We start from the raw sequence: 22,049 nt of genomic DNA, 5'->3' as shown, positions 1-22,049 counted from the left end.
TAAAAAAACATTGTACGCCACGGACATGCGTGTCTAAAATATTCAGCACCCTTAAGCCTTAAGTTTTCTCAACCTGACCAGTATCAATAACTTACATGGTTTTTGTATGCTTTTAAGCCACCTTTCTATCAGTTTTTATCGATGATAACATTCGTAAATTGTTATTCCCCGTCAGCAACTTCACACCCGCACTGACACCAGACGACAAACTCCTTACAAAACATTTATCAAAGCTAAATTTTCATTAAAAATAGCGGCTATCATAATTTACAGAAAGCGAAGCGGAATAAGACCAATCAGAGGGAAGCGTCGTAACCGGTCTCGATCTTAGTAATTAATACAATTTTAGATTAATTCAGATTACCTCTTTATTGGCCGACGTATAGTAGGCCTACAGTATGCAATACGTCATTGCTTCGAGAATACTGGCGATAACCTTATAAATAATTCGCCTGATTACTATTATAAATCGAGGAATAACATGACGAACAATAGCCAAATAACACAGCATATAACTGTTGCACTGATGGGCGGCGATCATTATGCAAGAAACGGCATTAAAACGTTATTAAGCAGCATCCGCGACGACCTTCACATCATTATCATCGAAGGAGGTTATCAGGAACTGGATAAGGCGCTGTCGTCGATTCGTATCGATATCTTATTTATATCCGGCGCAGAGAAATACCATACAGGGTATGACTCACTGAAATATTTAAAAAAAATCAAAGTCACGCAGCCTGAAGTGATTATCTGCCTTTACTCAACCTCTGCCCATTCCCTGTTATGGGTCCGGGAAGATATTGATGCCTATATCTCGCTACAGAACACGGTTTATCAGTGGCGGATAAAGCTAGCAAAAATGGTCGATAGCCATTATCGACCCCAAAAGCAGCCAGCGGCGTTATCGCTGACGCCTGGAGAAAGGAGGGTATTAAAGGAACTCAGGAACGGACTGGATATACGTTACATCGCAGAACTGGAGAAACTTTCTTATCGCCGCGTGAGCGCCTTAAAAAGCTCAGCGATAAGGAAACTCGGGCTCAGGAATAAGACAGATTTGCTGGTCTTTTTAACCAGTTAGACCTGCCGCTTTCAGAGCAAATCTCGTAATAAAAAAATCAAGGAACTATGAAATGAAAGCACGCCTTACTTGCCATTCTCTGCTGGCATTAAGCATTGCCGCCCTGCTGCCAGCGGGCTCAGCACTGGCCGCCACCACCAGCGGCGGCACGGTTAACTTCAGCGGTAAAGTGGTGACCTCCGCCTGTGCCATCAGCGCCGGTAGCGCCAATATCGACGTCGACATGGGTGAAGTGCGTACCGCCACGCTGGCTGCCGCAGGCAGTGAAGCCAGTACCGCAAAAGCCTTCTCCATCACCCTGGAAGATTGCGAAATCGCCGATACCTCCGCGTCCACGGAAGATAACCCTATTGCCGCAACGACCGTGGCTATCACCTTCACCGGTACACCGGACAGTACCGATGTGAATAGCCTGGCCGCGGGAGTAAACGGCGGCGCGGGCTCGGCGCAGCATGTCGCTATCCGTCTTTATGACGAACAGGGCAACGTCGTCAGGCTGGGTGAGCCGGCAGCAGCGATCCCCCTGCGTGCGGGGGCGAACATCCTGAACTTCAGCGCGAAATATTACTCCCCACTGGGCAACGCCACGGCGGGTGATGCCAGCGCGGTCGCCACCTACACCGTGACCTATTCGTAATCTTCAGGCCCGGTCTGCTGGCCGGGTCTGACTCAGCTTTCAGGAGACGCACTATGCGCGTAAACACATGGATTTGTCTGGCTGGCACGTTATGTTCATCCGCCGTGTACGCAGGCGGCGTGGGGTTAGGCGCAACGCGGCTGATTTACACCGGCGCGGCTACGCAGACGATGATGCAGGTAAGAAATACCCACCCTGATGCCACGTTTCTGATCCAGTCCTGGATGGAAGACGAGAAAGGGAGCCGTACCAACGACTTCGTCATCACGCCGCCGCTGTACGTCATGAAGCCCGCCAGCGAAAGCGCGGTGAAAATCATGTTCAGCGGCGACGCCCTGCCAGCCGATCGCGAGACGCTGTACTGGATGACGGTCAAAGCTATCCCACAGCAGGTTAAAAACGGTTCCGGCAATTCGCTGCAATTCGCCTCTGCCAACCGCATCAAGGTCTTTTATCGCCCGGAGCGGCTCAGGGAAGGTGCAGGGGAGGCATGGAAAAACCTTGCCGGCGCCTACCGCGCGGGCAAGGTCACGCTGACCAACCCAACGCCGTATTACCTCACCACCATTAACGTGAAAATTGATGGCAGGCCGGTGTCGCCCGTCATGGTACCGCCGAAATCCAGCGTGACGCTGGCAGACACCTTCAGCCATGCGAGCAGCTTAAGCTACCAGACGATTAACGATTATGGCGCCTGGACGCCCGTTACCCGCACGTCATTGTCCCAATAATAAAAACAGTAAGGCGTGACCACATGAAAATTAAAATCCTGTGCGCCACGGCGATCGCCCTGGTGATTCGGCAAGCCGTGGCTGCCGAAAGCGAGCTGCAATTTAATCCTGCGTTTCTCAACGGCGAGCGCGCCAACAGCGCCGATCTCGCCTGGGTCAACGCCGGGAGCGCGTTGCCGCCGGGCGAGTACAATCTTAACGTGTATATCAACACCCAGTTCGCGTTCACAGGTAACGTCACGTTTCGCGTCGCTGAAAACACCGCCGGTGAAGCCCTGCCGTGCCTTACGCCTGCGCAATTCGCCGCACTTGGCATCGACAGCCGTCAGGCTAAAGGGGGTGAGCTGCCGCCTGCGCAGCGCTGCATTTTTTTAACCCAGTCATTCGCCGATACCCGGTTTGATTTTGACCAGAGGACGCTTACCCTCAACTTCACCGTACCGCAAAGCGCGATGCGCGCTCTGCCGCGCGGGTACGTCAGCCCGGAGAGCTGGGAGTCCGGCATCCCTGCCGCGTGGCTGAACTATGTGGTCAATGGCGCGAATAATGACTACCGGGGCGAGACGCGCACGCGGGAACAACAGCTGTTTGTGAGCCTCAACAGCGGCGCCAACCTGGGCGCATGGCGGCTGCGTGATTTCACCACGTGGACCAAAGAGAGTAACGAGCTCACCCACGTCCAGACCTGGCTACAGCGGGATATCCGCGCCCTGCGTGCCCAGGTTTATGCCGGTGAAACGTTCACCTCATCGCAGGTGTTTGACGCCGTTGGCCTGCGTGGGGTTGCCCTGAAGACCGATGACAATATGTTGCCCGCCAGCCTGAGCGGTTACGCGCCCGAAGTGCGTGGCATCGCGCGCAGCAATGCCACGGTGACGGTTCGCCAGAACGGTAACGTCATCTATCAAACCTCCGTTCCGCCGGGGGCGTTTGTGCTGAAAGATCTCTATCCGACCTCTTCCGGCTGCGATCTCGCGGTCACCATTCAGGAGAGCGACGGTAGCCAGACGCAATACACCCTGCCCTTTGCCAGCGTGCCGAATCTGGTGCGTAACGGTCAGGTCAAATATGCTCTGGGGGCGGGGAAATACCGCCCTGCGGGCAATCAGATCTCGCCCTCCTTCGCGCAGGGCGAGCTGTTCCTGGGCTGGAGATACGGCCTCACGTTTTATGGCGGGGCGCAGTTTTCCGATCGCTACAACGGCCTGGCCTTCGGTATCGGGCAGAATCTCGGCCGCTTTGGCGCCTACTCCCTCGACCTCACCCATGCCCGCAGCCAGCTGGCTGATAACCAGCACTACACCGGTGATTCGGTGCGCCTGCGGTACAGCAAGCTGCTGAACGATATCGGTACGCGAGTCAATTTCTTCTCGCTGCGTTACTCAACGGCAGGGTTTTATACCCTCAGCGATACCACTTACAAAGGCATGGCGGGCGGAGCGCCAAAACAGACCGTGGAAGACGATGGCACCGTCACCACTCACTACGACACGGTTTACAACCTGCATATGTCGCGTAAGGCAAAAAATCAGCTGCTGTTGTCGCAGCCGATGGGCGAATACGGCGCGCTGTCGCTGTCCTGGGATCAACAAACCTACTGGAATACGTCAAAAACCACGCAAAGTTTGCAGTTCGCGTGGAACGCGACGTTTCGTAACCTGTCGCTTGGCATCAGCGCCCAGCGTAGCTCTGGCCTGTACGACAACAAGAAAGACAATATCCTCGCGTTGTCCCTGTCGGTGCCGCTGGGTAACCCGGCGCTGTCGACCCGTCTCCGTTTTACCGCTACCCATGCGGATCCCGCTGGCACCACCGCCAGTACCGGTGTCAGTGGTTATCTGCCGGGGCAGGAGAATCTTTTCTATAGCGTCAACCAGCGCTACAGCGCGCAGCAGCACTACGGCGGCGATGCCGCGCTGCAATACGAGGGCGCGTGGGGAGACTATAACCTGGGCTACAGCTACGCCGGTGACTCCCGCAACCTCAGTTACGGGATGAGCGGCGGTGCGGTGCTGCATGAGGATGGTCTGACGCTGAGCCAGCCGCTCGGGAACACCAATATTCTGGTGAAAGCCCCGGGCGCCAGCCATGTCGCCGTGCTCAACCACAAGGGCATCAAAACCGACAGCCGGGGCTATGCGGTGATCCCGTACGCCACGCCGTATCGCGTTAATCAGGTTGCGCTGGATGTCACCACCGTGGGCAATGACGTGGAACTTGAGAACGCCATCGCCAATAAAATCCCCACCGACGGGGCACTGGTTCGCGCCACCCTCACCACGCGTCAGGGGGCAAAAGCGATGTTTATCGTACGTCACGCTAAAGACGTGCTCCCCTTCGGCACGCTGGTCTCGTCAGAGGATGACAAAGCCAGCGGTATCGTCGGCGACGGCGGCAGCGTGTATCTGACCGGCCTGTCAGCGGAGGGAACATTGCATGCCGTATGGGGGCGCAACAGCGCCCAGCGCTGCACGATCCGCTATGCGTTGAACCCGCAGAATTATCACGCCCGCACCGGGCTTTATTCCCAGGAGGTCATATGTCAGTAACCATCCGGTTCCTCCCCCTGATCCTGCTGATGTTCATCACCGTTCCCGCGCGCGGCTATGACGTGCTGGTTTCCGTGACCGGCAACGTGATCGGCAATACCTGCATTGTCTCGGAAGATTCGAAGGAGCAAAACGTGCCGCTGGGCACCCTCGGCGTGAAGCAATTTAGCGAGGCGGGCGCGGTCAGCAATATCAAAACGCCCTTCACGCTCACCCTTGAAGCGTGCGGCCCCACCTTTGCTGGCGTGAAAATCCGCTTCAGCGGTACGCCGGATGACGAGAACCCGCAGCTTCTGAAAGTCGCTGACGGCGGCGCGACCGGCGTGGCGGTGCAGATTCTGGATAAAGACAGCGTACTTATCCCGCTGGACACCCAAACCGCTGCTTACGGCGCGGCGGGGGATGACAGCGTAAAAATGACCTTCTATGCGCGACTGGCCGCCACGGGTGCGCCGGTCAATGCCGGAGACGTTTCGGCAGTGGCAACCTGGACGACGGAGTATCAATAATGCGTTTACTGTTTTTAGCCCTGTTTTTCATGTCCTCTCAGGCACTTGCCCTCTCCTGGACATCGGATATCACCCTTTCGCCAACGCCTATGTCGTGGTCCGGCCCGGCAGACTCCATCGTGCCTGGAAAGACGATCGGCTCTGAATGGAGCGCCTCTGCGAGCGTCTCGGAAGTGTTCTGGTGCGGCCTGGTATTTACCTGCTCCAAAGGGACGCTGGAGCCGAGCAGCAGTATAACCGCCACCGGCATCACGGTTATTCTTGATGGCGCAAATTACATGGTATTTGAAACGGGCGTGCCCGGCATCGGCTTCATTCTTGGGCTTAAAGATTATAACGGCACCACCTATGTCCCGATGCAGACGGGCATTACGCAGAGCTATCCGGCCGATGGGACTAACGGTTACGCCACCGCACTGGGCTGGTCGGCAAAAGTGACGTTTATCAAGACCGGCGTTCCGCTGAAATCCGGCGTATACCAGACCCCGACCATTAACGCGGCGATCCTGACGGCCTATAACAACGAAGTGAAAACCGCGCAGGTGATCATCAACCCCACCACCATCACGGTGACGGCAAGCGGCTGCACGGTAGGCACAAAAAGCGCCAACGTCGACCTGGGCACCATTGATGTTCACACGCTGCCCAGCGTAGGCAGCACCTCGCCGTCGGGGGAGTTTAACGTCAGCCTGACCTGCGATGAGAACGTGGCGGTTAACGCAGTGATGACCGATCAGACCACACCGTCAAATACCTCGTCGGTCGTGACGCTGACCGGGGACTCCACGGCCTCCGGCATTGGCGTACAGTTTTTCTATAACGGTACCGGGCCGCTGATGATGGGACCGGACAGCTCGTCCGCAGGTACGACGGGACAGTTTTTCATCCAGACCACCAGCTCGGCACAAACGCTGTCCCTGCCGTTCCAGGCGCAGTACATCCGAACCGGTGAACTGGTCCCCGGCTCGGCCAACGCCCTGGCAAGCATCACCTTTTCGTATCAGTAGGTTAGTGCTTCACCCACACCAGCTGATCGACCCGGAAGCCCAGCTCGCGTGCGGTGTTCAGGTAGTCCTGTTTTACCGCATCCGGAATGGTCGGGGTGCGCGATAAAATCCACAGATAGTCGCGGTTCGGGCCGCTGACCAGCGCGTACTGGTACTTATCATCCAGCTTGATCACGTTATAGCCGCCGTAGAACGGGCCGAAGAACGATACCTTCAGCGCAGCCGTGGTCGGTTCGCCGGTAAAGTACGCCTTTCCTTCGCTCTCATTCCATTTTTTCTTCACCGGATCGTAGCCGCGGTTCAGTACGCTGATACCGCCATCGCTGCGATTGCCGTACGTCGCGGTGACCTGTTCCAGACCGCGCTCGAAGCGATTTTCCAGTCGGGCGACTTCATACCATTTGCCGAGATAGCGGCTGGCATCAAAGCCGGTAATGGGCTGCACGCCTTTCGGCGGCGTGGGAGATTTACAGGCAACCAGCGTCAGCGCAATGGCGACACCGGTAACGACAGGCCATAGCCTCATGAGAACTCCTTTCATTTACGCGGTTGGACGTTAAGTGTAGCGCACCCGTGCGGCGCTTCATCCCGTCGGGGAATATTCGTAGTATATTGAGACAACTCCTTCTCTTCGGATGCAGACATGGCTTACTCCATCGGCGAATTCGCCAGACTCAGCGGCATCACCGCCACCACGCTGCGGGCGTGGCAGCGACGCTATGGCTTGCTCAAACCCGAGCGTACGGACGGCGGTCACCGCCTGTACAGCGATGAGGACGTTCAGCAGGCGCTGAAAATCCTCGACTGGGTAAAAAAAGGCGTACCCATCGGTCAGGTAAAATCACTGCTGGAACGCCCTGCGCCGCGCCGCGCCAATAACTGGCAAACCCTGCAACAGGCCATGCTGCAAAAGTTGCAGGAGGGGAAAATTGAGTCCCTGCGTCAGATAATTTACGACGCCGGACGCGAATACCCAAGGCCAGAGCTGGTCACTAACGTGCTGCGTCCGTTGCGCAGCCAGATATCGGCCAACGTCGCCGCCGCCATGACGCTGCGTGAGATCCTCGACGGCATCCTCATCGCCTATACCTCGTTTTGCCTTGAGGGCGATAAAAAAGCGCCGGGCGATAACATCCTCATCAGCGGCTGGCATCTGAACGACCCCTGTGAGATCTGGCTTGAAGCTCTGACGCGCACCGGCCAGGGCCACCGCATCGACATACTGCCGGTTCCCCCTGCCGCGCTGGCCCCGGAAATTTTCCCGGACCGCAAATGGCTGCTGGTCACCAGCGGTAAACTTACCGCCGTGCGGAAAAAGCAGGTTGCGCAGTGGCAGCAGCAGGTTTCCCTTGAGGTGATTATCCTCTGATTATTTTCTGCTGAGGCAATCTTCACGAAAAGTTGAATATTTTTTCGCACAGCGAGTGCTAACGTTTTCCTGTCACCGACAACTCAACAGGAAAACACGATGAAAAAGACACTCCCTCTGATGATGCTGGCTACAATGGCTTTCGCGCCTGCCGCGTTCAGCGCCCCGGCAGGCACCCTGAGCGTCCACGTTCTGGACCAGCAAACCGGTATGCCGCCAGCGGATGTGGCCGTCACGCTGGAGAAGCAGGAGCAGGACAAGTGGACCCCGATTGCCAGCGGTAAAACCGACCACGACGGGCGCATCAAATCGCTCTATCCGCAGGATCAGGATATGGCGCCTGGCGTGTATAAAGTGACCTTCAAAACTGCCGATTACTTCCACGGTAAAAAGCTGGACTCCTTCTTCCCGGAAGTGCCGGTGCTGTTCACCGTCACCCGCACCAATGAAAAACTGCACATCCCGCTTCTGCTCAGCCAGTACGGTTACTCAACCTACAAGGGCAGCTGATTGCTCTTGATTTTAAAGACGATTTAAAAATAATCCCGCCAGTACTTGGACAAATACGCATTGTTGTGTAACTTTTAGGTATGAGATCGGGAGGTGCACACCATGACAACAAAACCTGTGCTGGGTATTAGCGGATGTTTGACCGGTTCCGCCGTTCGCTTTGACGGCGGGCATAAGCGTATGGGCTTTGTGATGGATGAGCTGGCGCAGTGGGTCGCTTTCCGTCCGGTATGCCCTGAAATGGCTATCGGCCTGCCCACGCCTCGTCCGGCGCTGCGTCTGGTGATGACCACCGGCGGCGAGACAGAAATGCGGTTCAGCAAAGCGCCGCACGATGACGTCACGCAGAAGATGGCCGCATTTACGGCAGATTATCTGCCGAAAATCGGCGATCTGGCGGGTTTTATCGTCTGTGCAAAATCCCCCAGCTGCGGCATGGAGCGCGTGCGGCTGTACGACGAAAACGGCAACCGGGGCCGCAAGGAGGGTGTCGGGCTGTTCACCGCCGCCCTCCTTGAAACTTTCCCCTGGCTGCCCGTCGAAGAAGACGGTCGCCTGCACGATCCGGTACTACGGGAAAACTTTGTTGAGCGCGTTTTCGCTCTCCACAAACTGAACGTAATGCGTAAAAATGGCCTGACGCGCCGTGCCCTGCTGGACTTTCACAGCCGCTATAAGCTTCAGCTTCTGGCGCACCATCAGGCAGGCTACCGTGAAATTGGCCCGTTCGTGGCATCACTGCACGAGTGGGACGATCTGGACGCGTTTTTCGTGGCCTATCGCGACAAGCTGATGACCATTCTGAAAAAACCCGCTTCGCGGAAGAATCACACTAACGTGCTGATGCACATTCAGGGCTATTTCCGTAACCAGCTGAACAGCCGCCAGCGTGGAGAACTGCGTGATGTGATCCTGCATTACCGGGACGGGCTGCTGCCGATCCTCGCGCCGCTGACGCTGCTGAAGCATTATCTGGCTGAATACCCTGACCGGTATCTGATGACGCAAAACTACTTTGATCCCTATCCTGATGATTTGGGTCTGCGTCTGGCCGTTACCTGATAAGAAAGAAGCGAAGGCCCTGTTGACCCACAGAGGCCCAAAGCAGTACCCCGTTTAGACGACACCCTCACTGTCGTCTTTTTTTTGCGCTCAGCGTAAAATACTGTAATTCTGTACAGGTTAAGCGTGCACAGCGGAGTACCCCGATGATCAAAAATTTGCATATTCAGAACTACCGCTCAATTCGCGATATGTCGCTTGAGCTGGAACAGCTCAATATCGTGTTCGGCCCCAACGGCACCGGAAAATCTAATATTTATAAAGCGATTTACCTGATGCACAGCGCGGCGCAGGGGCAATTCTCCCAGGCGCTGGCGAACGAGGGGGGAATTTTGAAAGTGTTCTGGGCGGGCAAAACCCGCAGCGACCAGCTACGACGCATGAACCTGGCGGTGGAAACGGAAACCTATGAATATGAGCTTCAGGTCGGGTTCGTGGAAAAGCTGCCCTACCCCTCACAGTTTCAGCTCGATCCGGTGATCAAGGAGGAATCTATCTGGCTCGGCGGACAGCACCGTCGCCCGTCGTCACAGCTGATGAAGCGTAAGAATCAGGCGGTATTCCTGAACAACGTGCATCACGAAAAAGTGACCCACAGCGGTACGCTGTATGAGAACGAGTCGGTGTTCGGTCAGCTCGGTGAACCGCACCTCTACCCCGAAGTCTCGCAGATGCGCGAGTCCCTGCGTAACTGGCGATTTTATCACGAGTTTTCCGTCTCATCCGGCTCGGCGATCCGTGCGCCGCAGGTGGGCTTTCGTTCCCCGGTGCTGGCCAGCGACGGCGCGAACCTGGCCGCCGCGTTTCAGACCATTGTCGAAATTGGCGACGAGCTGCTGCTGATGCGCATTCTCGACCAGGCCTTCCCCGGCTGCGTGTTTTACAGCGACAACACCGGCGGGCGCTTCCGCATGATGATGCAGCGCGAGGGGCTGAGCAGACCGCTGGAACCGGCAGAGTTCTCCGACGGCACGCTGCGTTTTTTGTGCCTGGCGGTGGCGCTGTTAAGCCCGCGGCCTCCCGCATTCATCGCCCTCAACGAACCGGAAAACAGCCTGCATCCGCAGATGCTGCCCGCCCTGGCAAGCCTTATTGCCGAGGCCAGCCGCTACTCGCAGATCTGGCTCACCAGCCACTCGCCGGAGCTGGCGCATTTGATTGAGAAGCACCGATCGTTTTCGCTGTATCAGCTGTCGATGGCGGAGGGGGAGACGAGGATGGAGAGGCTGGGGTAATTGCCAGGTGGCGCTACGCTTACCTGGCCTACTGGCGAGTACGAAACGTCTTGCGCCACTCCGCCGGGCTGACGCCAAAGCGCGCCTTAAATTGCTGCCGATACGTCACCGCTGATAAAAACCCCACCTGCCCGGCGACATTTTCGATTGGCAGGTTGCCGGACTCCAGCAGGATCTGGCTGCGCCGCAGGCGCTCGGCGGTAAGCCAGTCGGCAACGCTCATGCCCGTCGCCTTGATAAAATGGCGGGTCAGCGTGCGCCGGCTCATCGACACCACTTCCGCAAGAGAGTCCAGGTTATGCGGTTCGGAAATATGCTGCTGAAGGTAGTCAATCAGACAGTTAATCCGCCCATCACGGGTATCTTTCGGCACAGGTTGCGCAATAAACTGCGCCTGCCCGCCCTCTCGGTGCGGCGGGACGATCATCCGGCGGGCAATCTGATTGGCGACGACGCTGCCAAAGCGCTGACGGATGATGTACAAACAGCAGTCGAGCGCGGCGGCGGTACCCGCCGAGGTAATCATATTGCCGTCATCCACGTAGAGGGCGTTGATATCCAGTCGGACGTCCGGAAATAGCGACTGGAACTGGCGTTCAAACTCCCAGTGTGTGGCGGCCCGTTTGCCGCTGAGTATGCCCGCATAGCCCAGCACAAATGATCCCAGACACAGCCCAACAATTTCCGCCCCGTTGTCTCTGGCCTGAACCAGGCTGTCGAGCAGCGTCTGAGGCGGGCGCTCCAGAACGTGCTGCCAGTAGGGTACAACCACAATTTCAGCCGATGCGATCGCGGAAAAATCCTGCGTCGCATGCAGGGCAAAACCGTCTTTCGAGTTCAGGAATCCCGGTTTTTCAGCGCAGATCGTGACGTTAAAGCGCTTTTCCCCGGATACCGTGTCGCCAAACAGGATGCAGGGGACGGAGTAGTGGAACGGGCTAAACCCGTCCACCGCGACAATGGCAACGTTAATAAGCGGCATCTGTCTCTCCTGTCCCCTTTAACAGTCAGAATATAACGGTTTCGCCGTCCTGGGGAATGCTCACCGCGTCACCTGCCTCGTTGGCATCAACATACTCGCGCAGCGCGCGGCGGGTCAGCAGGCAGTGGTTGAGAGCTTCCATATGGGTCGCCACGATTTTCGCCTGCGGCAGCAGGAAATGCACGTTAAGCAGATCTTCTTCCCCCATGATAATCGGCCCAAACCCAATGACATGAGCGTAACCGGCGTTGAGCACGACGATATCCGGCTGGTGCTTTTGCAGATCGGCCGCCACCGCATCGCGCCAGATGGTATCCCCTGCGATATAAAGCGTCTTCTCATCGGGATGACGGAACACCACGCCGCAGGCTTCCCCCAGAAACTCTGCCAGCTCCGGCACGGCGTAAGCGCGGTCAGTACCGTGCTGGCCGCCGTGGGTTTTCACTATCCGGATATCGCCGTACGTTGTTTCCCCGGTCATGATCGTCAGGTTGGTAAATCCCTGGCTGCGCAGCAGCGCGGCATCACTATCATTTTGCACGTAGATCGGCTTGCCTTTGGCGATCAGCTCAACGGCGTACTGATCCCAGTGATCGGCATGGGTATGGGTGACGATCACCGCGTCAGCATCCAGAAGCGTTTGAACGTCAACGGGAAGATCGACCATCGGGTTGCGAATATCAGCCCGCGCCGTGCCGGGAAAACCCGGATAAGTGCCTTTTGGCGCCAGCATTGGGTCGATTAAAAAGCGTTTTCCCGCGTAAGTGATCAGCTGGGTGGCATTGCGAATTTGCGTAATGTTCATGGGCTATCCTCCGGTTGGTATGAGAAGGAGAATAGCCCCAGGGTGCCGTTAAGAATGTGGGCTAAAGGGCGATGATCGATGAAATCGGGTCAATCGATAAACCGCTTGCGTACCCTTTCCAGCGGCGCAATCAGCAGATTGATAAGCGGCTTACGATCGATAACGATATCGGCGTTCACCGTCATTCCGCCCATCAGCATGCGCTTTTTCTTGTCCGGGTCGGTAAACCAGGAGGGGACGCGCACTTTAGCCAGGTAGTAGTTCTGCCCCTCCTGGAGCGGGATCAGCGCCGAATGGGCATCAATGTTTACCTCATAGAAATCGGACAACGTCGCCTCCACGGAACCGTATTTGTCTACGGGCCACGAGTCGAAGCGCAGCTTGACCTTATCGCCTTTCGCCACGCGCCCCACCCCCGTTGCCGGAACATACAGGTACCCCTCCATCGTCGCCGCGGTATTTTTACGGATCACCACTACCACCTCGCTATTTTGCGTAATGGCCCGGCCAGGCGGGAAGTTAATCGCCACCACGTAACCATCGGAAGGGGCCAGCATCGCCATGGTGGAACTTCCCCGGCTGGACAGGTTGCGGTCAATTTCGCTGATGCGGTTTTTCACATACAGCTGCTCTTCGCTCAGAGAGTCAATTTGCGACTGGGTGCTGTCGGTCAGGCTGGTTTTTCGTGCCTCAAGCTCAAGAATAGTGCTCTCCTCCAGCGTCAGGTTGAGCTGCGCATTGAGCACATCGTTGTGGCTTTTATCGAGATCCACTTTGGAGACATAGCCCTTCCCGGAGACGGATTTCCACGCCTCGTAGGTGTCGGTGCTGTTTTTTAACAACGCGCGCAGCTTCTTCACCTTATCGCGGGAAACGGCGATCTGCTTGTCAGTGAGAGCCAGCTGCTGCGCCAGATTTTTGCGATACGACGCAATCGAGTCCTCAATGGCCTGGATGCGCTGCTCGCTGCGCTTCTTCTCCGCTTCCATCTGCTGGCGGTCAAACTGCACCACCGAGCCCTGCTTGCCGCCATAGTCCTGTGACACGGTGAACAGCGGATCGTTTTCCTTCACGTACTGACCTGGCCGTACGGCAAAATCCACAAGCGTACCGGACTCCCGGGCGCGGACTTCCACATCGCCCTGCGCCGGGATCAGCACCCCGCGTGCCAGCGTGGTTTCCGAAAAGTTAAAGACAATCGCAAAGACCAGCAGGCAGAGAAAAAAGGTGATGAACAAGGTCAGCACGGCTTTCAGCCGTGGCGCGTTGATGTGATAGCTTTTTGAGAAATGATGCGGGATCAGCGCCCGCCGCTGTCGGCTTCGGTTTTTTAATTTCACGATATGTCATCCATGATAAATCACTGAAAGATCGTCCCATGCACTCCAGAGCGTGGGGGTTTTGCGCAGCGCGTTCAGCGTGTCGGCGGCGGCCTGACGGTAATCCTCTGGCGCATACGCCTGACTCTCCAGCCCAAACTCCGCCGCGTGCAGCGAACAGATCGGCAGCAGCGTTCGGACGCTGTAGCCATAGCGCGATAAAAACCGCGTTGAGACATCCGTTAACCACGCCTTTTGATCCCCAGCCTGGGTGGAGAACAGCGGCGCATCCGGCAGGCGTTCGTCCATCAGCAGCACCGTCACCAGGCGGTGAGGGGCGAAAAACGAGCTGGCGCGTCGGCCTTCGTGCGCGGCCATTAGCTTATGCAGCGCAGGGTGACGGGTAATAAACTGAAAGCGCACATCGGCTGGCGCGGTGGCGAGCAGCGCATCCACGATCAGACCAAAGCCCGCCCAGCGCATTCCCAGAAGCAGGGTGCGAGATGAACTGTAAAACGCCTGCTCCTGCGTCCACTGCGCCACGTACGCGTGCAGATCGAAGCGGACGTTGCGCGCCCAAAGCGCGGGCGGGAAGATCTGCTCCACGAAGTTAAACCCGCTCAGCTCATGGGCGTTCTGATGCAGAAAATCAGCCGGGACATCGGTCTCCGGGCAGCGCATAAACTGGCTGTAGTTTTGCGTGATCCGGTTTGCCAGCAGCGTGCGCCCGGCCTGGCGCGCGCAGAGTCGCGCATAGAGACGCGGCAGAAACATCATTGCTCACTCTCCCGCAGGGTGCCGTTTTCCATGGTATAGAGACGCCCCTGGCAGCCCACCACGTCCGGCGAGTGGGTGACAAACACCAGGCCAATCCCCAGGCTACGCAGGTTCGCCAGCACTTTCTGCGCGGTCGTTTTATCCAGGTTCGCCGTCACTTCGTCACAGAGCAGAAGCTTAGGCTGGCTGTACAGGGCGCGCGCCAGAACCAGACGCTGCATCTCCCCGGCAGAGAAAAAGGTGTTCCCCGGCAGCATCTCCGTTTCGTAGCCGTGCGGCAGCCTGGCGACGACGTGGTCCACCTCCGCCAGCCGACACGCGGCAATGACCTGCTCTTTATCCGGTGCGCTGTCAAAGCAGGCGATGTTGTCCAGAATCGAGCCGGTGAAGAGAATATCGTCCGCATGGACGATGCGGATGTGCTGACGCAGCGAGGAAAGATCGCACTCCTCAATGGGGATCTTATTGATCCGCAGCGTGCCAGACGATGACAGCAACATGCCGGAGATCAGACGCAGCAGCGTGGTTTTTCCCGACCCGCTCTGGCCCACAATCACCGCTTCTTCGCCCTGCTTCAGGGTCATATTGATATGCTGTAGCGTGGCCTCCCGGCCAGGATAGGCAAATGAGACATCCTCAAATTGCAGACAGACCGGCGAGGTGACAATCCGCTTCCCAAACTGGCTGGTTTCAGAGGGGGCAAACAGCAGGTCGCCCACGCGATCCAGCGGCCCCTTGAGGGCATTTTTGTCCAGCAGCTTCTGCGCCACCTGCACCATGGCATCGGAAAAATAGCGCTTATAGCTGATATAGGCGTAAAGCATCCCGATGCTCATCTGCCCTTCCAGGATCAGCCACGCGCCAAAGCAGACCACCAGCAGCTGCTCGGCATTGATCACCAGCAGCGAAGCCACGTCAAAGCGGGCCAGCAGCCGCTCTTTACGCATCAGCCCGGCGATGTGCTCACGCTGTGATTTGTCCATCACCGCATCCCGGGCCTGCTCCATATTGTTCGCTTTGAGCGTAATGATCCCTTTCTGCGTCTCCACCAGCAGGGATTCATACTGGGCGGTGCGCTCGATGGAGTCATCCACCGCGCGTTGATAGGGGCCGATCAGCGAAAAGCGGATCAGGAAAAACACGCCCATCAGCAGCATCGTCAGCAGCGCAATTTTGACGTTATACAGCAGCATAAACAGCAGGCTGGTGACGGCGATCAGGCTGGAAAAGAGAATTTGCACGTAACCATTGCTGATGAACTCCGCGCAGGCGTGGAGCGATTTTTCAATGGCCAGCACGATGCCCGGCGGGCGCGAGCGGAACCAGCTGGTCTGGGTGCGCAGCATGTAGTGGCGCACGGACTGGCTTAAATCGTCATAGGCAATGTTACGCATCAGGATCTCAAGCAGCTGCTTGAGGAATTTACCGATGACTTCAAAGATAAAGACAATAGCGAAGATCGCGGTGAGCAGGATCACCAGATCGCTGTCGCTGCGGGAAATGGCCTCATCCATAATCAGCTGCACGTAGGTGGGGCTTGCCAGCATGGTGATGAGGGTAAAAATACAGAGCACAAACAGCAGCAGCTGGCGCTGGAACAGGCTCGGGGATTTATTGGCTAACCGGCCAAGCGTGAGCTTTTCATCCGGGGATTTCTTTTTGAAGCACGGCGTGGGCTTAAGCTCAAGAACATAGCCGGAAAAGAGTTTTTCCGCCTCTTTCAGACGGTAACGACGCACGCCGCTGGCGGGGTCGTGAACGGTCACGCTGCGGCTGTCGATCTTCACGATGACCACGAAATGGTTGCCGCGCCAGAAGGCGATGAGCGGCAGCTCAGACGTTTCTATTTCAGTGATTTCGCCTTTAAGCACCCGGCCAGACATATTTTTATCGCTGGCAAGGGTCATCAATTCCGCCATTGAGGTTCCCGCATCGGCGGAAACGGAAATCTCCCGGCGCAGCTGGCTGACGGAGACATGGTGGTCGTAGTGCCCCAACACCATCGCCAGGCAGGCCAGTCCACATTCGGTAAATTCATGCTGGCGAATAACAGGGGTCTTACCCTGTTTTTTATACTGAAAGAGCGAAAACATAATGATCCGTGGCTGAAATAAAAAAATGGCCCGGCAATGCGGGCCATGCGTACAACGTGCTTCTCGCTTAGGCGCTGAAGAAACCGCCGATGAAGCCGCCCACCAGGCCGAACACGCCGCCGATGGTGCCGCCCAGCGCGCCTAACATCTGGCTGCCCGCGTTATAGCCCGCGCTTGCGCCCTGAATAGCGGCAGCAAACGGATCCCAACCACCGATGATGGCCTGTGCTTTTTTGAAATCAATAACTTGCATGAGTCTTTTCCTGTTAACGTGAATTAGTTGTAGCTACCAACCAGCGCACCCAGGAAGCCCATTGCGCCACCCAGAATTCCGCCAACCACACCGCCAACCATGCCCATGATGCTTGCGCCGGTGTCGTAACCCAGCTGTGCACCTTTAACCAGACCAGCGAACGGGTTTAACGCGCCACCGATAATGTCTTTCGCTTCTACGAATGAAATCGCTTTCATTTTTATCTCCTGTAGTGATGGATCTTTAGCATGATGCTAAAGGCTAATTTCCTTTTATGAAGGAAAGCGGTTGCTACGGGCAGGTGGTAAGCGGAATGATTTTATTGCCATAAATAATCATCCGCCTTGCAGCCTGCCCGGCATTATCTATTTCCAGCCGTTGCCCCGGCGGAATATATTTTGAATTGTTGTATTGCGTACTGCACCCGACCGAGGAAACATATTTAAAATAGGTATTCCCGGTATTACTCACCACCCCGTTGCTAAACGCATAATCAAAATGTCGTGTCCATGGACGGACAATCAAAATAGCCTCAAGCGAGACCACCACATCCGACTGGATGCGCTGGCCTTTGCGCGTGATAACCTTTGCCTGGAGCGGCGTCTCGGTGAATTTTACGCGATAGTATCGCTCTTTGTTGTCATGCGGGCCGGTATAATAAAATTTAAAACCCGCGCGTTCACCGCTCCCCAGCGTTAATTGCTTAGGCGAATACATGACTTCGCCGTCTTTTATTTCGGTTTCTTTTCCCTTCTCTTTAGGAACGTCTACCTGAATAAGCGAAACGGTATAATTCTGACGCTCGCTGGTATCGTTTTTTATCGGCTGAAAAACAACTTCTCTTTCGGGAAGAAAATCAATATTCAGACTTTCGATAATTAAAGCATTTGCCCCTGTGGAAATGAAGCAATTTATTGCAAAAATAGCCAGGAATTTTCCAGTCATGGTTGATTAATTCCAGGATGCGCTAACATCTATTCTTCCCTGCGCGGTCACTTCGCCAAACCAGCTATTTCCGTCATAGGTGGTTTTCGATACCGGATTATCCATAACGAACTGGAGGATCAGCGGTGTTTTCCAGAGCCACATATCGGTCACGCCGGAACTCATTTTGTCCCACTCTTCCGCATGGGTGGCCGGCGCCGGGATCGACAGTACTTCGCCTTTACAGTTGTGCGCCATCAGCGTCTGGCTTTTCCCCACCAGCACGTTGCCCGGAATGGGAACCGTGAAACCGTTGCCGCTAAAGGCGCAGTAGTCCACCCCATTCAGGCTTTGGGTAGGCCCGGTGACTTTTACCGTGACCGCAATCGCCGCATCTTTTTGCGCCCCGCTGTAGGTGATGGTGTAGGGGATCTCAATGGGCGCTTCGCCGATAATGCCTTTCCCGGAGCCGCCCAGACCGTCAGGATCGAGGGTGTAATCCGGGTTGTCTGGCACAATCTCCAGCCCGGGCTCGATAGGGTTAATCACCAGGCCGCCCCCCGGCTGGAAGCAGAAATCCGCCGCCAGCGAGCTGTTGCCGGGCGTCAGACACAGGCTGACGATATTGCCAATGTTGCTGCCGTCCCCCGCCTGCGCCACGCTCAGAATTAACGCTTTCGGCAAAAAGATTTTAAGGGACGCTTTGCCGCCGTTTTTCTGCGGCGCTGCAAGGAAGGTGTTCGCCAGGACACGCGTATCGCTCAGGATACCGCCGGAGATACTGTACCAGGTGTTTTCATCGAAGGTCAGCTCGGCGGCAAGCCCGGTGCCGCCGCTCATGTGCGATTGCAGCACGCTGTTGACGCGGGAAGAGGTGAGCGCCAGCCCCCCGTTGTAACCGGAGATATCCTCCCCAACAAACGTGTATTCGAGCAGGTCGCACAGGACGCCAGAGACCGTGTTGCGGGTGTATTTGGTGCAGGTGGCCCCCGTTGATCCATCGACAATCGTCACCTCACCGCTGATCGGGTCAATCCCCAGGTTAAGCGCCCTGGCGTTGGTCATGGTCAGCGTGCCCACCTTGTGAAGCGTATTGGTGGTGGTCACTTTGTTGATGGAGCTGATTTGCGGCGTGGAGGTGATGGTCACTTCATCCCCTGGCGCGGCGTTGAGCAGATAGTTAAAGAACGGATCGCCCAGTACCCAGCGCCCGTATGACGTGCCGGGCTCCATCACCGGCGGCTTAACCACCATCGACGTGTCGGTATAGCTGGTCGTCGGGGTGTACCCCGTGTTGCCGCAGGACGAGGAACACGCCGTCCCTTTGAAGAACGGAGAGGCGCTGGAACCGGTCACCGAAAAGTCGATGGTCAGCGCGCTGCCTGCCGGACCGCTGTAGCTGTTGTCCGGGATGTAAGTGGCGATACCGTTATTCGTTTTCGCACTCAGGGTCGGCCACTCGCGCGAACCGTGTAAAAACGCGGTCGACGTGCTGTTCAGACTAAACAGCCCCGCGCTGTTTCCCGTACCGTTATTGTCCGGGTTATTAATGGCGAAATAGGGCAGCTCCTGCGCCTGGGCCGCCGCGCTCATCAGCAGTAAATTAAGAGCGAATATCTTTTTCATCGTCACGTTCCTGCGTTCCTTTTGCTTCCTGCCAGACAAAATCGCCTTTGTCGCAGGAGATGTCCCCGAGCCACAGCGCACCGCGGTTAGACTCGATGTCCAGGCGCACTTCGCAGACGCTGTCGTCCGGCGTGGCGATACTCAGGACAGGGTTGTTCTTATCAACGTCGATCACGAAGCGTCCGTCGTTTTCCGTCCGGGTCAGCCCGACATGGTTTTTGATCTGCATGGCGCCAACCGGGGCCCCGTTTGCATCCACAAGACGACCAAACAGGGTGACGATTTTCTTCACCTGCGGCTTCATCACCACGGTATTGCCCGGATAAACCGTGATATGGCGACGCGCATTCGCGCCAATCTCATAGCTTTCCGTACCGGTTTCACTGTTCATCACTTCCAGGTCATAAGCCTGGTATGCCGGCAGCGACAGCCAGGTCTTATCCCCTTTGATGCGTTCCGCCCGGCCGTTAAGCTTCAGGGTCAGTGCTTCATCAGATTTGAGACCGGTACTGACAATCACCCCTGCGCTTTCGGTGCCTTTCCCGGCGGCGATGGCCTCTTTGGACCAGCCCACGCTGCCGTCACTGGTCAGCGTGGAGTTCCAGCCTTTACTCATGCCGCTCTGGACGCTGAGGATGTTGCTGTTCCACGGCGTGTCGAAGTTCACGCTGCCGCCGCCGCTTACGCTGCGATCCTGGCGGCTGTTAAAGGCTTTCGAGACGTTGGCGGTAGCCGATTTCAGGTAATCGCCCTCAAACTGGCGGCTGGCGCTGACGTTCAACGCCGTGCCGGTATCGCGATTGTGGGAAACGCCAACCGACACGGTATTGCCGAGCGGTATGGCGAAATCGAGCATTACGTAACGATCTTTCTCTTCGTAATACCCGTCGTATTTGTTGCGCGACATCCCCACCCGCAGGCGCGCCGTACCGTAGCGACCGGCGTATAACCCCTGGGAGTAGTCCAGCTGATAGCGTTTATAGCGATAGAGGTCGTCTTCCTGACGCATCAGGCTCAGGTTGCCTGCCGAGGGCAGGCCGAATGACGGCAGGCTAAAGGAAGCGCCCCAGGTGTTGCCCTTGCTCTCATAGATATCCAGGAACTTGCCGCTGGAGAGCTGTTCATGGGAGTACCACACCGAGCCGATCTGCCACGGCAGGCTGAGATTCGCCCCATAGTTGGCGCGATACGTTCCGTCGGAGGCGGCCATGGTCTGGGTATTCACCGAGAAATAGTCCGTCAGGTTCAGGGAGGCCCACAGCTCGCTGACGATGTGTTCCCGCATCATGTAGGTAGAGGCGTTCCAGTCGACCATCCCGCTGCGCTTGCTGAACGAGGCTCCCACCAGCGACATGGTGTCTTTATGTTTGGTGTCGTAATCGTAGTAGTAGGTGTTATCCTGCTCGTTTTTGCGTTTCGCGTATTTTTTATAATTGACGACGGATTTATCGCGGCTATACATCCCGCCCCACATCTGCCAGCGCAGCGTTTCCGACACGTTGCTGGAGAACGGTTTATTTACGGTGTACATGCTGCGCGACACGGTGCGGCTTCCGCTCACCACTTCAACTTCGACGCTGTAGATCCCGTAGGGCAGGCTGCTGGTGTCAATTTCATGGTTGCCGACGTCAAAGCGCTGAATGCCGATAAGCTGCCCGTCACGACGAATACGGGCCTCGCCCGCCGTGGGAAAATAGACCACCACCGGCGTCAGAGAGAGTGTGTTATCGCGCTTGCGAGAGTTGGCCTGGTTGCCCATGGAAACGCCGTAGACTTCACCGCCGGAAATCCCGCTGACGCTCGCCAGAGACTGCATCGCCCAGCCGTTCAGCATGCCCGCGGCGTAGCGCATCCCCTGATAGTCGCGCTCCCACATAACCGCGTTCATCTGGGTATCGCTGCTGTTCTCGTTGACGTAGCCAGAGCCGTCGATCAGCACATGATCGACGCCCATTGAGATCCAGTTTCTCGCGTTCAGATAGCCCGACGACCAGCTGTCACCGTAGCCGCTCTCGGTGTGATACGCTCCGAGGTTGTAGGAGAACGTGCCGCTCAGGTCGTCAGACTCCGGCGCATCAATGTCCACCTCACGCGGGCGAATATTCACCCCGTAGTCGCTCTGCGACAGATTCAGCAACAGGCGCATTTTTTTCTGATCCAGTTCGAACGCCGAACCCGCGCTAACAGGAATACGCATCTGGTCATCAAACTGCTTATCGTTAATGCTTTGCAGTAACGCCCGCATCTCTTTTGACAGACGAATGCCGTTATCAGACTCCTGGACCTGAACATCCCTCAGCCCCAGCTTCAGATCTTTTGCAAAGAGCGTCACGTCACCGATACGAACATATTCGCTCGCCGTGCCTTCGTGGTTCCCTTGTTGTGCTGAGTGTGGACGCGTATTCACCAGATAGACGGGAATTTTGATCCCCTGCTCCAGCAGTGCATAAAGCGAGTCGGGAAAACGGTAATTAGCGATAACCACGGAGCTTGAGGCTGCATGCGCAAGCGCGGGCAGCGTGCCGGATGCGCAAGCCATCATCACCGGCAACACTAATTTATTTTTCACCATGCATC

The 22,049-nt window shown here is 56.5% G+C and carries 21 protein-coding genes; 10 read left to right on the top strand and 11 right to left on the bottom strand.

All coding sequences use genetic code 11. The features are described 5' to 3' along the window. Positions 1–481: 481 nt before the first annotated feature. Genes L379_RS22185 through L379_RS22210 form a run of 6 tightly spaced genes read left to right on the top strand, consistent with a single transcriptional unit; the run spans position 482 to position 6,517 of the window. The gene (locus L379_RS22185) at positions 482–1,084 is read left to right on the top strand and encodes a helix-turn-helix domain-containing protein (protein WP_015570068.1); all 603 of its coding nucleotides are present in this window, start codon (positions 482–484) and stop codon (positions 1,082–1,084) included. A gap of 52 nt (positions 1,085–1,136) precedes the next feature. Beyond that, the gene (locus L379_RS22190) at positions 1,137–1,721 is read left to right on the top strand and encodes a fimbrial protein (protein ID WP_015570069.1); all 585 of its coding nucleotides are present in this window, start codon (positions 1,137–1,139) and stop codon (positions 1,719–1,721) included. Positions 1,722–1,774: 53 nt separating this feature from the next. Next, positions 1,775–2,452, top strand: coding sequence for a fimbrial biogenesis chaperone (locus L379_RS22195; RefSeq protein WP_032104018.1), 678 nt, complete (start codon positions 1,775–1,777; stop codon positions 2,450–2,452). A gap of 23 nt (positions 2,453–2,475) precedes the next feature. Further along, positions 2,476–5,001 (top strand): fimbria/pilus outer membrane usher protein, encoded by a 2,526-nt coding sequence (locus L379_RS22200; protein ID WP_032652082.1) that lies wholly within the window; start codon positions 2,476–2,478, stop codon positions 4,999–5,001. Beyond that, entirely contained in the window at positions 4,992–5,510 is a 519-nt protein-coding gene (locus tag L379_RS22205; protein ID WP_015570071.1) for a fimbrial protein, read from the top strand. The genes L379_RS22200 and L379_RS22205 overlap by 10 nt, the downstream gene beginning before the upstream one ends. Further along, entirely contained in the window at positions 5,510–6,517 is a 1,008-nt protein-coding gene (locus L379_RS22210) for a fimbrial protein (protein WP_032104015.1), read from the top strand. The genes L379_RS22205 and L379_RS22210 overlap by 1 nt, the downstream gene beginning before the upstream one ends. A 1-nt stretch (position 6,518) precedes the next feature. On the opposite strand, the gene L379_RS22215 is transcribed toward L379_RS22210, so the two are convergent. Then, on the bottom strand, positions 6,519–7,043 hold the full coding sequence (locus tag L379_RS22215; protein ID WP_032652079.1) for a lipocalin family protein: 525 nt from the start codon (positions 7,041–7,043) through the stop codon (positions 6,519–6,521). Between the two features lie 117 nt (positions 7,044–7,160). On the opposite strand from L379_RS22215, the gene L379_RS22220 reads away from it, so the two are divergent. The 4 genes from L379_RS22220 to L379_RS22235 all read left to right on the top strand — a co-directional run bounded on the left by L379_RS22220 (position 7,161) and on the right by L379_RS22235 (position 10,693). Then, positions 7,161–7,886: a MerR family transcriptional regulator gene (locus L379_RS22220; RefSeq protein WP_015570074.1), complete on the top strand. Its 726-nt coding sequence runs from the start codon at positions 7,161–7,163 to the stop codon at positions 7,884–7,886. A gap of 99 nt (positions 7,887–7,985) precedes the next feature. Then, positions 7,986–8,396, top strand: coding sequence for a hydroxyisourate hydrolase (uraH, locus tag L379_RS22225; RefSeq protein ID WP_017383647.1), 411 nt, complete (start codon positions 7,986–7,988; stop codon positions 8,394–8,396). A 102-nt stretch (positions 8,397–8,498) separates the two neighbouring features. Continuing rightward, positions 8,499–9,458 carry a YbgA family protein gene (locus L379_RS22230; protein WP_032652076.1) on the top strand — a complete coding sequence of 320 codons (960 nt, stop codon included), beginning with the start codon at positions 8,499–8,501 and terminating at the stop codon, positions 9,456–9,458. A gap of 146 nt (positions 9,459–9,604) precedes the next feature. Continuing rightward, positions 9,605–10,693 (top strand): AAA family ATPase, encoded by a 1,089-nt coding sequence (locus L379_RS22235; protein ID WP_023295682.1) that lies wholly within the window; start codon positions 9,605–9,607, stop codon positions 10,691–10,693. A gap of 28 nt (positions 10,694–10,721) precedes the next feature. Here the strand turns inward: L379_RS22235 and L379_RS22240 are convergent, their stop codons facing one another. From L379_RS22240 to L379_RS22285, 10 genes are all read right to left on the bottom strand, one after another. After that, complete coding sequence (locus tag L379_RS22240; RefSeq protein WP_017383650.1) at positions 10,722–11,675, bottom strand: GlxA family transcriptional regulator; 954 nt, start codon at positions 11,673–11,675, stop codon at positions 10,722–10,724. A gap of 25 nt (positions 11,676–11,700) precedes the next feature. Then, positions 11,701–12,480, bottom strand: a complete 780-nt coding sequence (locus tag L379_RS22245; RefSeq protein ID WP_017693987.1) for an MBL fold metallo-hydrolase — start codon at positions 12,478–12,480, stop codon at positions 11,701–11,703. 89 nt (positions 12,481–12,569) lie between these two features. After that, positions 12,570–13,820, bottom strand: coding sequence for an HlyD family secretion protein (locus L379_RS22250; RefSeq protein ID WP_017693988.1), 1,251 nt, complete (start codon positions 13,818–13,820; stop codon positions 12,570–12,572). A 6-nt stretch (positions 13,821–13,826) separates the two neighbouring features. Beyond that, positions 13,827–14,576, bottom strand: a complete 750-nt coding sequence (locus L379_RS22255) for a hypothetical protein (protein WP_017694789.1) — start codon at positions 14,574–14,576, stop codon at positions 13,827–13,829. After that, positions 14,573–16,669: a peptidase domain-containing ABC transporter gene (locus tag L379_RS22260; protein WP_032652074.1), complete on the bottom strand. Its 2,097-nt coding sequence runs from the start codon at positions 16,667–16,669 to the stop codon at positions 14,573–14,575. Before L379_RS22260 ends, L379_RS22255 begins: the two co-directional genes overlap by 4 nt. Positions 16,670–16,736: 67 nt before the next feature. Further along, on the bottom strand, positions 16,737–16,922 hold the full coding sequence (locus L379_RS22265; RefSeq protein WP_001196016.1) for a hypothetical protein: 186 nt from the start codon (positions 16,920–16,922) through the stop codon (positions 16,737–16,739). A gap of 23 nt (positions 16,923–16,945) precedes the next feature. Then, entirely contained in the window at positions 16,946–17,140 is a 195-nt protein-coding gene (locus L379_RS22270; RefSeq protein WP_013094846.1) for a hypothetical protein, read from the bottom strand. Positions 17,141–17,213: 73 nt separating this feature from the next. Then, positions 17,214–17,867: a hypothetical protein gene (locus tag L379_RS22275; protein WP_006812468.1), complete on the bottom strand. Its 654-nt coding sequence runs from the start codon at positions 17,865–17,867 to the stop codon at positions 17,214–17,216. 6 nt (positions 17,868–17,873) lie between these two features. Continuing rightward, the gene (locus L379_RS22280) at positions 17,874–19,472 is read right to left on the bottom strand and encodes a hypothetical protein (RefSeq protein WP_023302845.1); all 1,599 of its coding nucleotides are present in this window, start codon (positions 19,470–19,472) and stop codon (positions 17,874–17,876) included. Then, the gene (locus L379_RS22285; protein ID WP_032652072.1) at positions 19,450–22,044 is read right to left on the bottom strand and encodes a CS1-pili formation C-terminal domain-containing protein; all 2,595 of its coding nucleotides are present in this window, start codon (positions 22,042–22,044) and stop codon (positions 19,450–19,452) included. The genes L379_RS22280 and L379_RS22285 overlap by 23 nt, the downstream gene beginning before the upstream one ends. Positions 22,045–22,049: the final 5 nt, after the last annotated feature.

This window comes from Enterobacter sp. MGH 33 (assembly GCF_000534535.1).
Classification (GTDB): Bacteria; Pseudomonadota; Gammaproteobacteria; order Enterobacterales; family Enterobacteriaceae; genus Enterobacter; species Enterobacter hormaechei_C.
Note: the sequence above shows the minus strand (reverse complement) of the source record. Positions and strands in the feature narration are given on the sequence as shown.

Bases quoted from the DNA above. Each gene is read 5' to 3' on its own strand.
- L379_RS22185 (WP_015570068.1), top strand. From the start codon at position 482: ATGACGAACAATAGCCAAATAACACAGCATATAACTGTTGCACTGATG.
- L379_RS22190 (WP_015570069.1), top strand. From the start codon at position 1,137: ATGAAAGCACGCCTTACTTGCCATTCTCTGCTGGCATTAAGCATTGCC.
- L379_RS22195 (WP_032104018.1), top strand. From the start codon at position 1,775: ATGCGCGTAAACACATGGATTTGTCTGGCTGGCACGTTATGTTCATCC.
- L379_RS22200 (WP_032652082.1), top strand. From the start codon at position 2,476: ATGAAAATTAAAATCCTGTGCGCCACGGCGATCGCCCTGGTGATTCGG.
- L379_RS22205 (WP_015570071.1), top strand. From the start codon at position 4,992: ATGTCAGTAACCATCCGGTTCCTCCCCCTGATCCTGCTGATGTTCATC.
- L379_RS22210 (WP_032104015.1), top strand. From the start codon at position 5,510: ATGCGTTTACTGTTTTTAGCCCTGTTTTTCATGTCCTCTCAGGCACTT.
- L379_RS22215 (WP_032652079.1), bottom strand. From the start codon at position 7,043: ATGAGGCTATGGCCTGTCGTTACCGGTGTCGCCATTGCGCTGACGCTG.
- L379_RS22220 (WP_015570074.1), top strand. From the start codon at position 7,161: ATGGCTTACTCCATCGGCGAATTCGCCAGACTCAGCGGCATCACCGCC.
- uraH (WP_017383647.1), top strand. From the start codon at position 7,986: ATGAAAAAGACACTCCCTCTGATGATGCTGGCTACAATGGCTTTCGCG.
- L379_RS22230 (WP_032652076.1), top strand. From the start codon at position 8,499: ATGACAACAAAACCTGTGCTGGGTATTAGCGGATGTTTGACCGGTTCC.
- L379_RS22235 (WP_023295682.1), top strand. From the start codon at position 9,605: ATGATCAAAAATTTGCATATTCAGAACTACCGCTCAATTCGCGATATG.
- L379_RS22240 (WP_017383650.1), bottom strand. From the start codon at position 11,675: ATGCCGCTTATTAACGTTGCCATTGTCGCGGTGGACGGGTTTAGCCCG.
- L379_RS22245 (WP_017693987.1), bottom strand. From the start codon at position 12,480: ATGAACATTACGCAAATTCGCAATGCCACCCAGCTGATCACTTACGCG.
- L379_RS22255 (WP_017694789.1), bottom strand. From the start codon at position 14,576: ATGATGTTTCTGCCGCGTCTCTATGCGCGACTCTGCGCGCGCCAGGCC.
- L379_RS22260 (WP_032652074.1), bottom strand. From the start codon at position 16,669: ATGTTTTCGCTCTTTCAGTATAAAAAACAGGGTAAGACCCCTGTTATT.
- L379_RS22265 (WP_001196016.1), bottom strand. From the start codon at position 16,922: ATGCAAGTTATTGATTTCAAAAAAGCACAGGCCATCATCGGTGGTTGG.
- L379_RS22270 (WP_013094846.1), bottom strand. From the start codon at position 17,140: ATGAAAGCGATTTCATTCGTAGAAGCGAAAGACATTATCGGTGGCGCG.
- L379_RS22275 (WP_006812468.1), bottom strand. From the start codon at position 17,867: ATGACTGGAAAATTCCTGGCTATTTTTGCAATAAATTGCTTCATTTCC.
- L379_RS22280 (WP_023302845.1), bottom strand. From the start codon at position 19,472: ATGAAAAAGATATTCGCTCTTAATTTACTGCTGATGAGCGCGGCGGCC.
- L379_RS22285 (WP_032652072.1), bottom strand. From the start codon at position 22,044: ATGGTGAAAAATAAATTAGTGTTGCCGGTGATGATGGCTTGCGCATCC.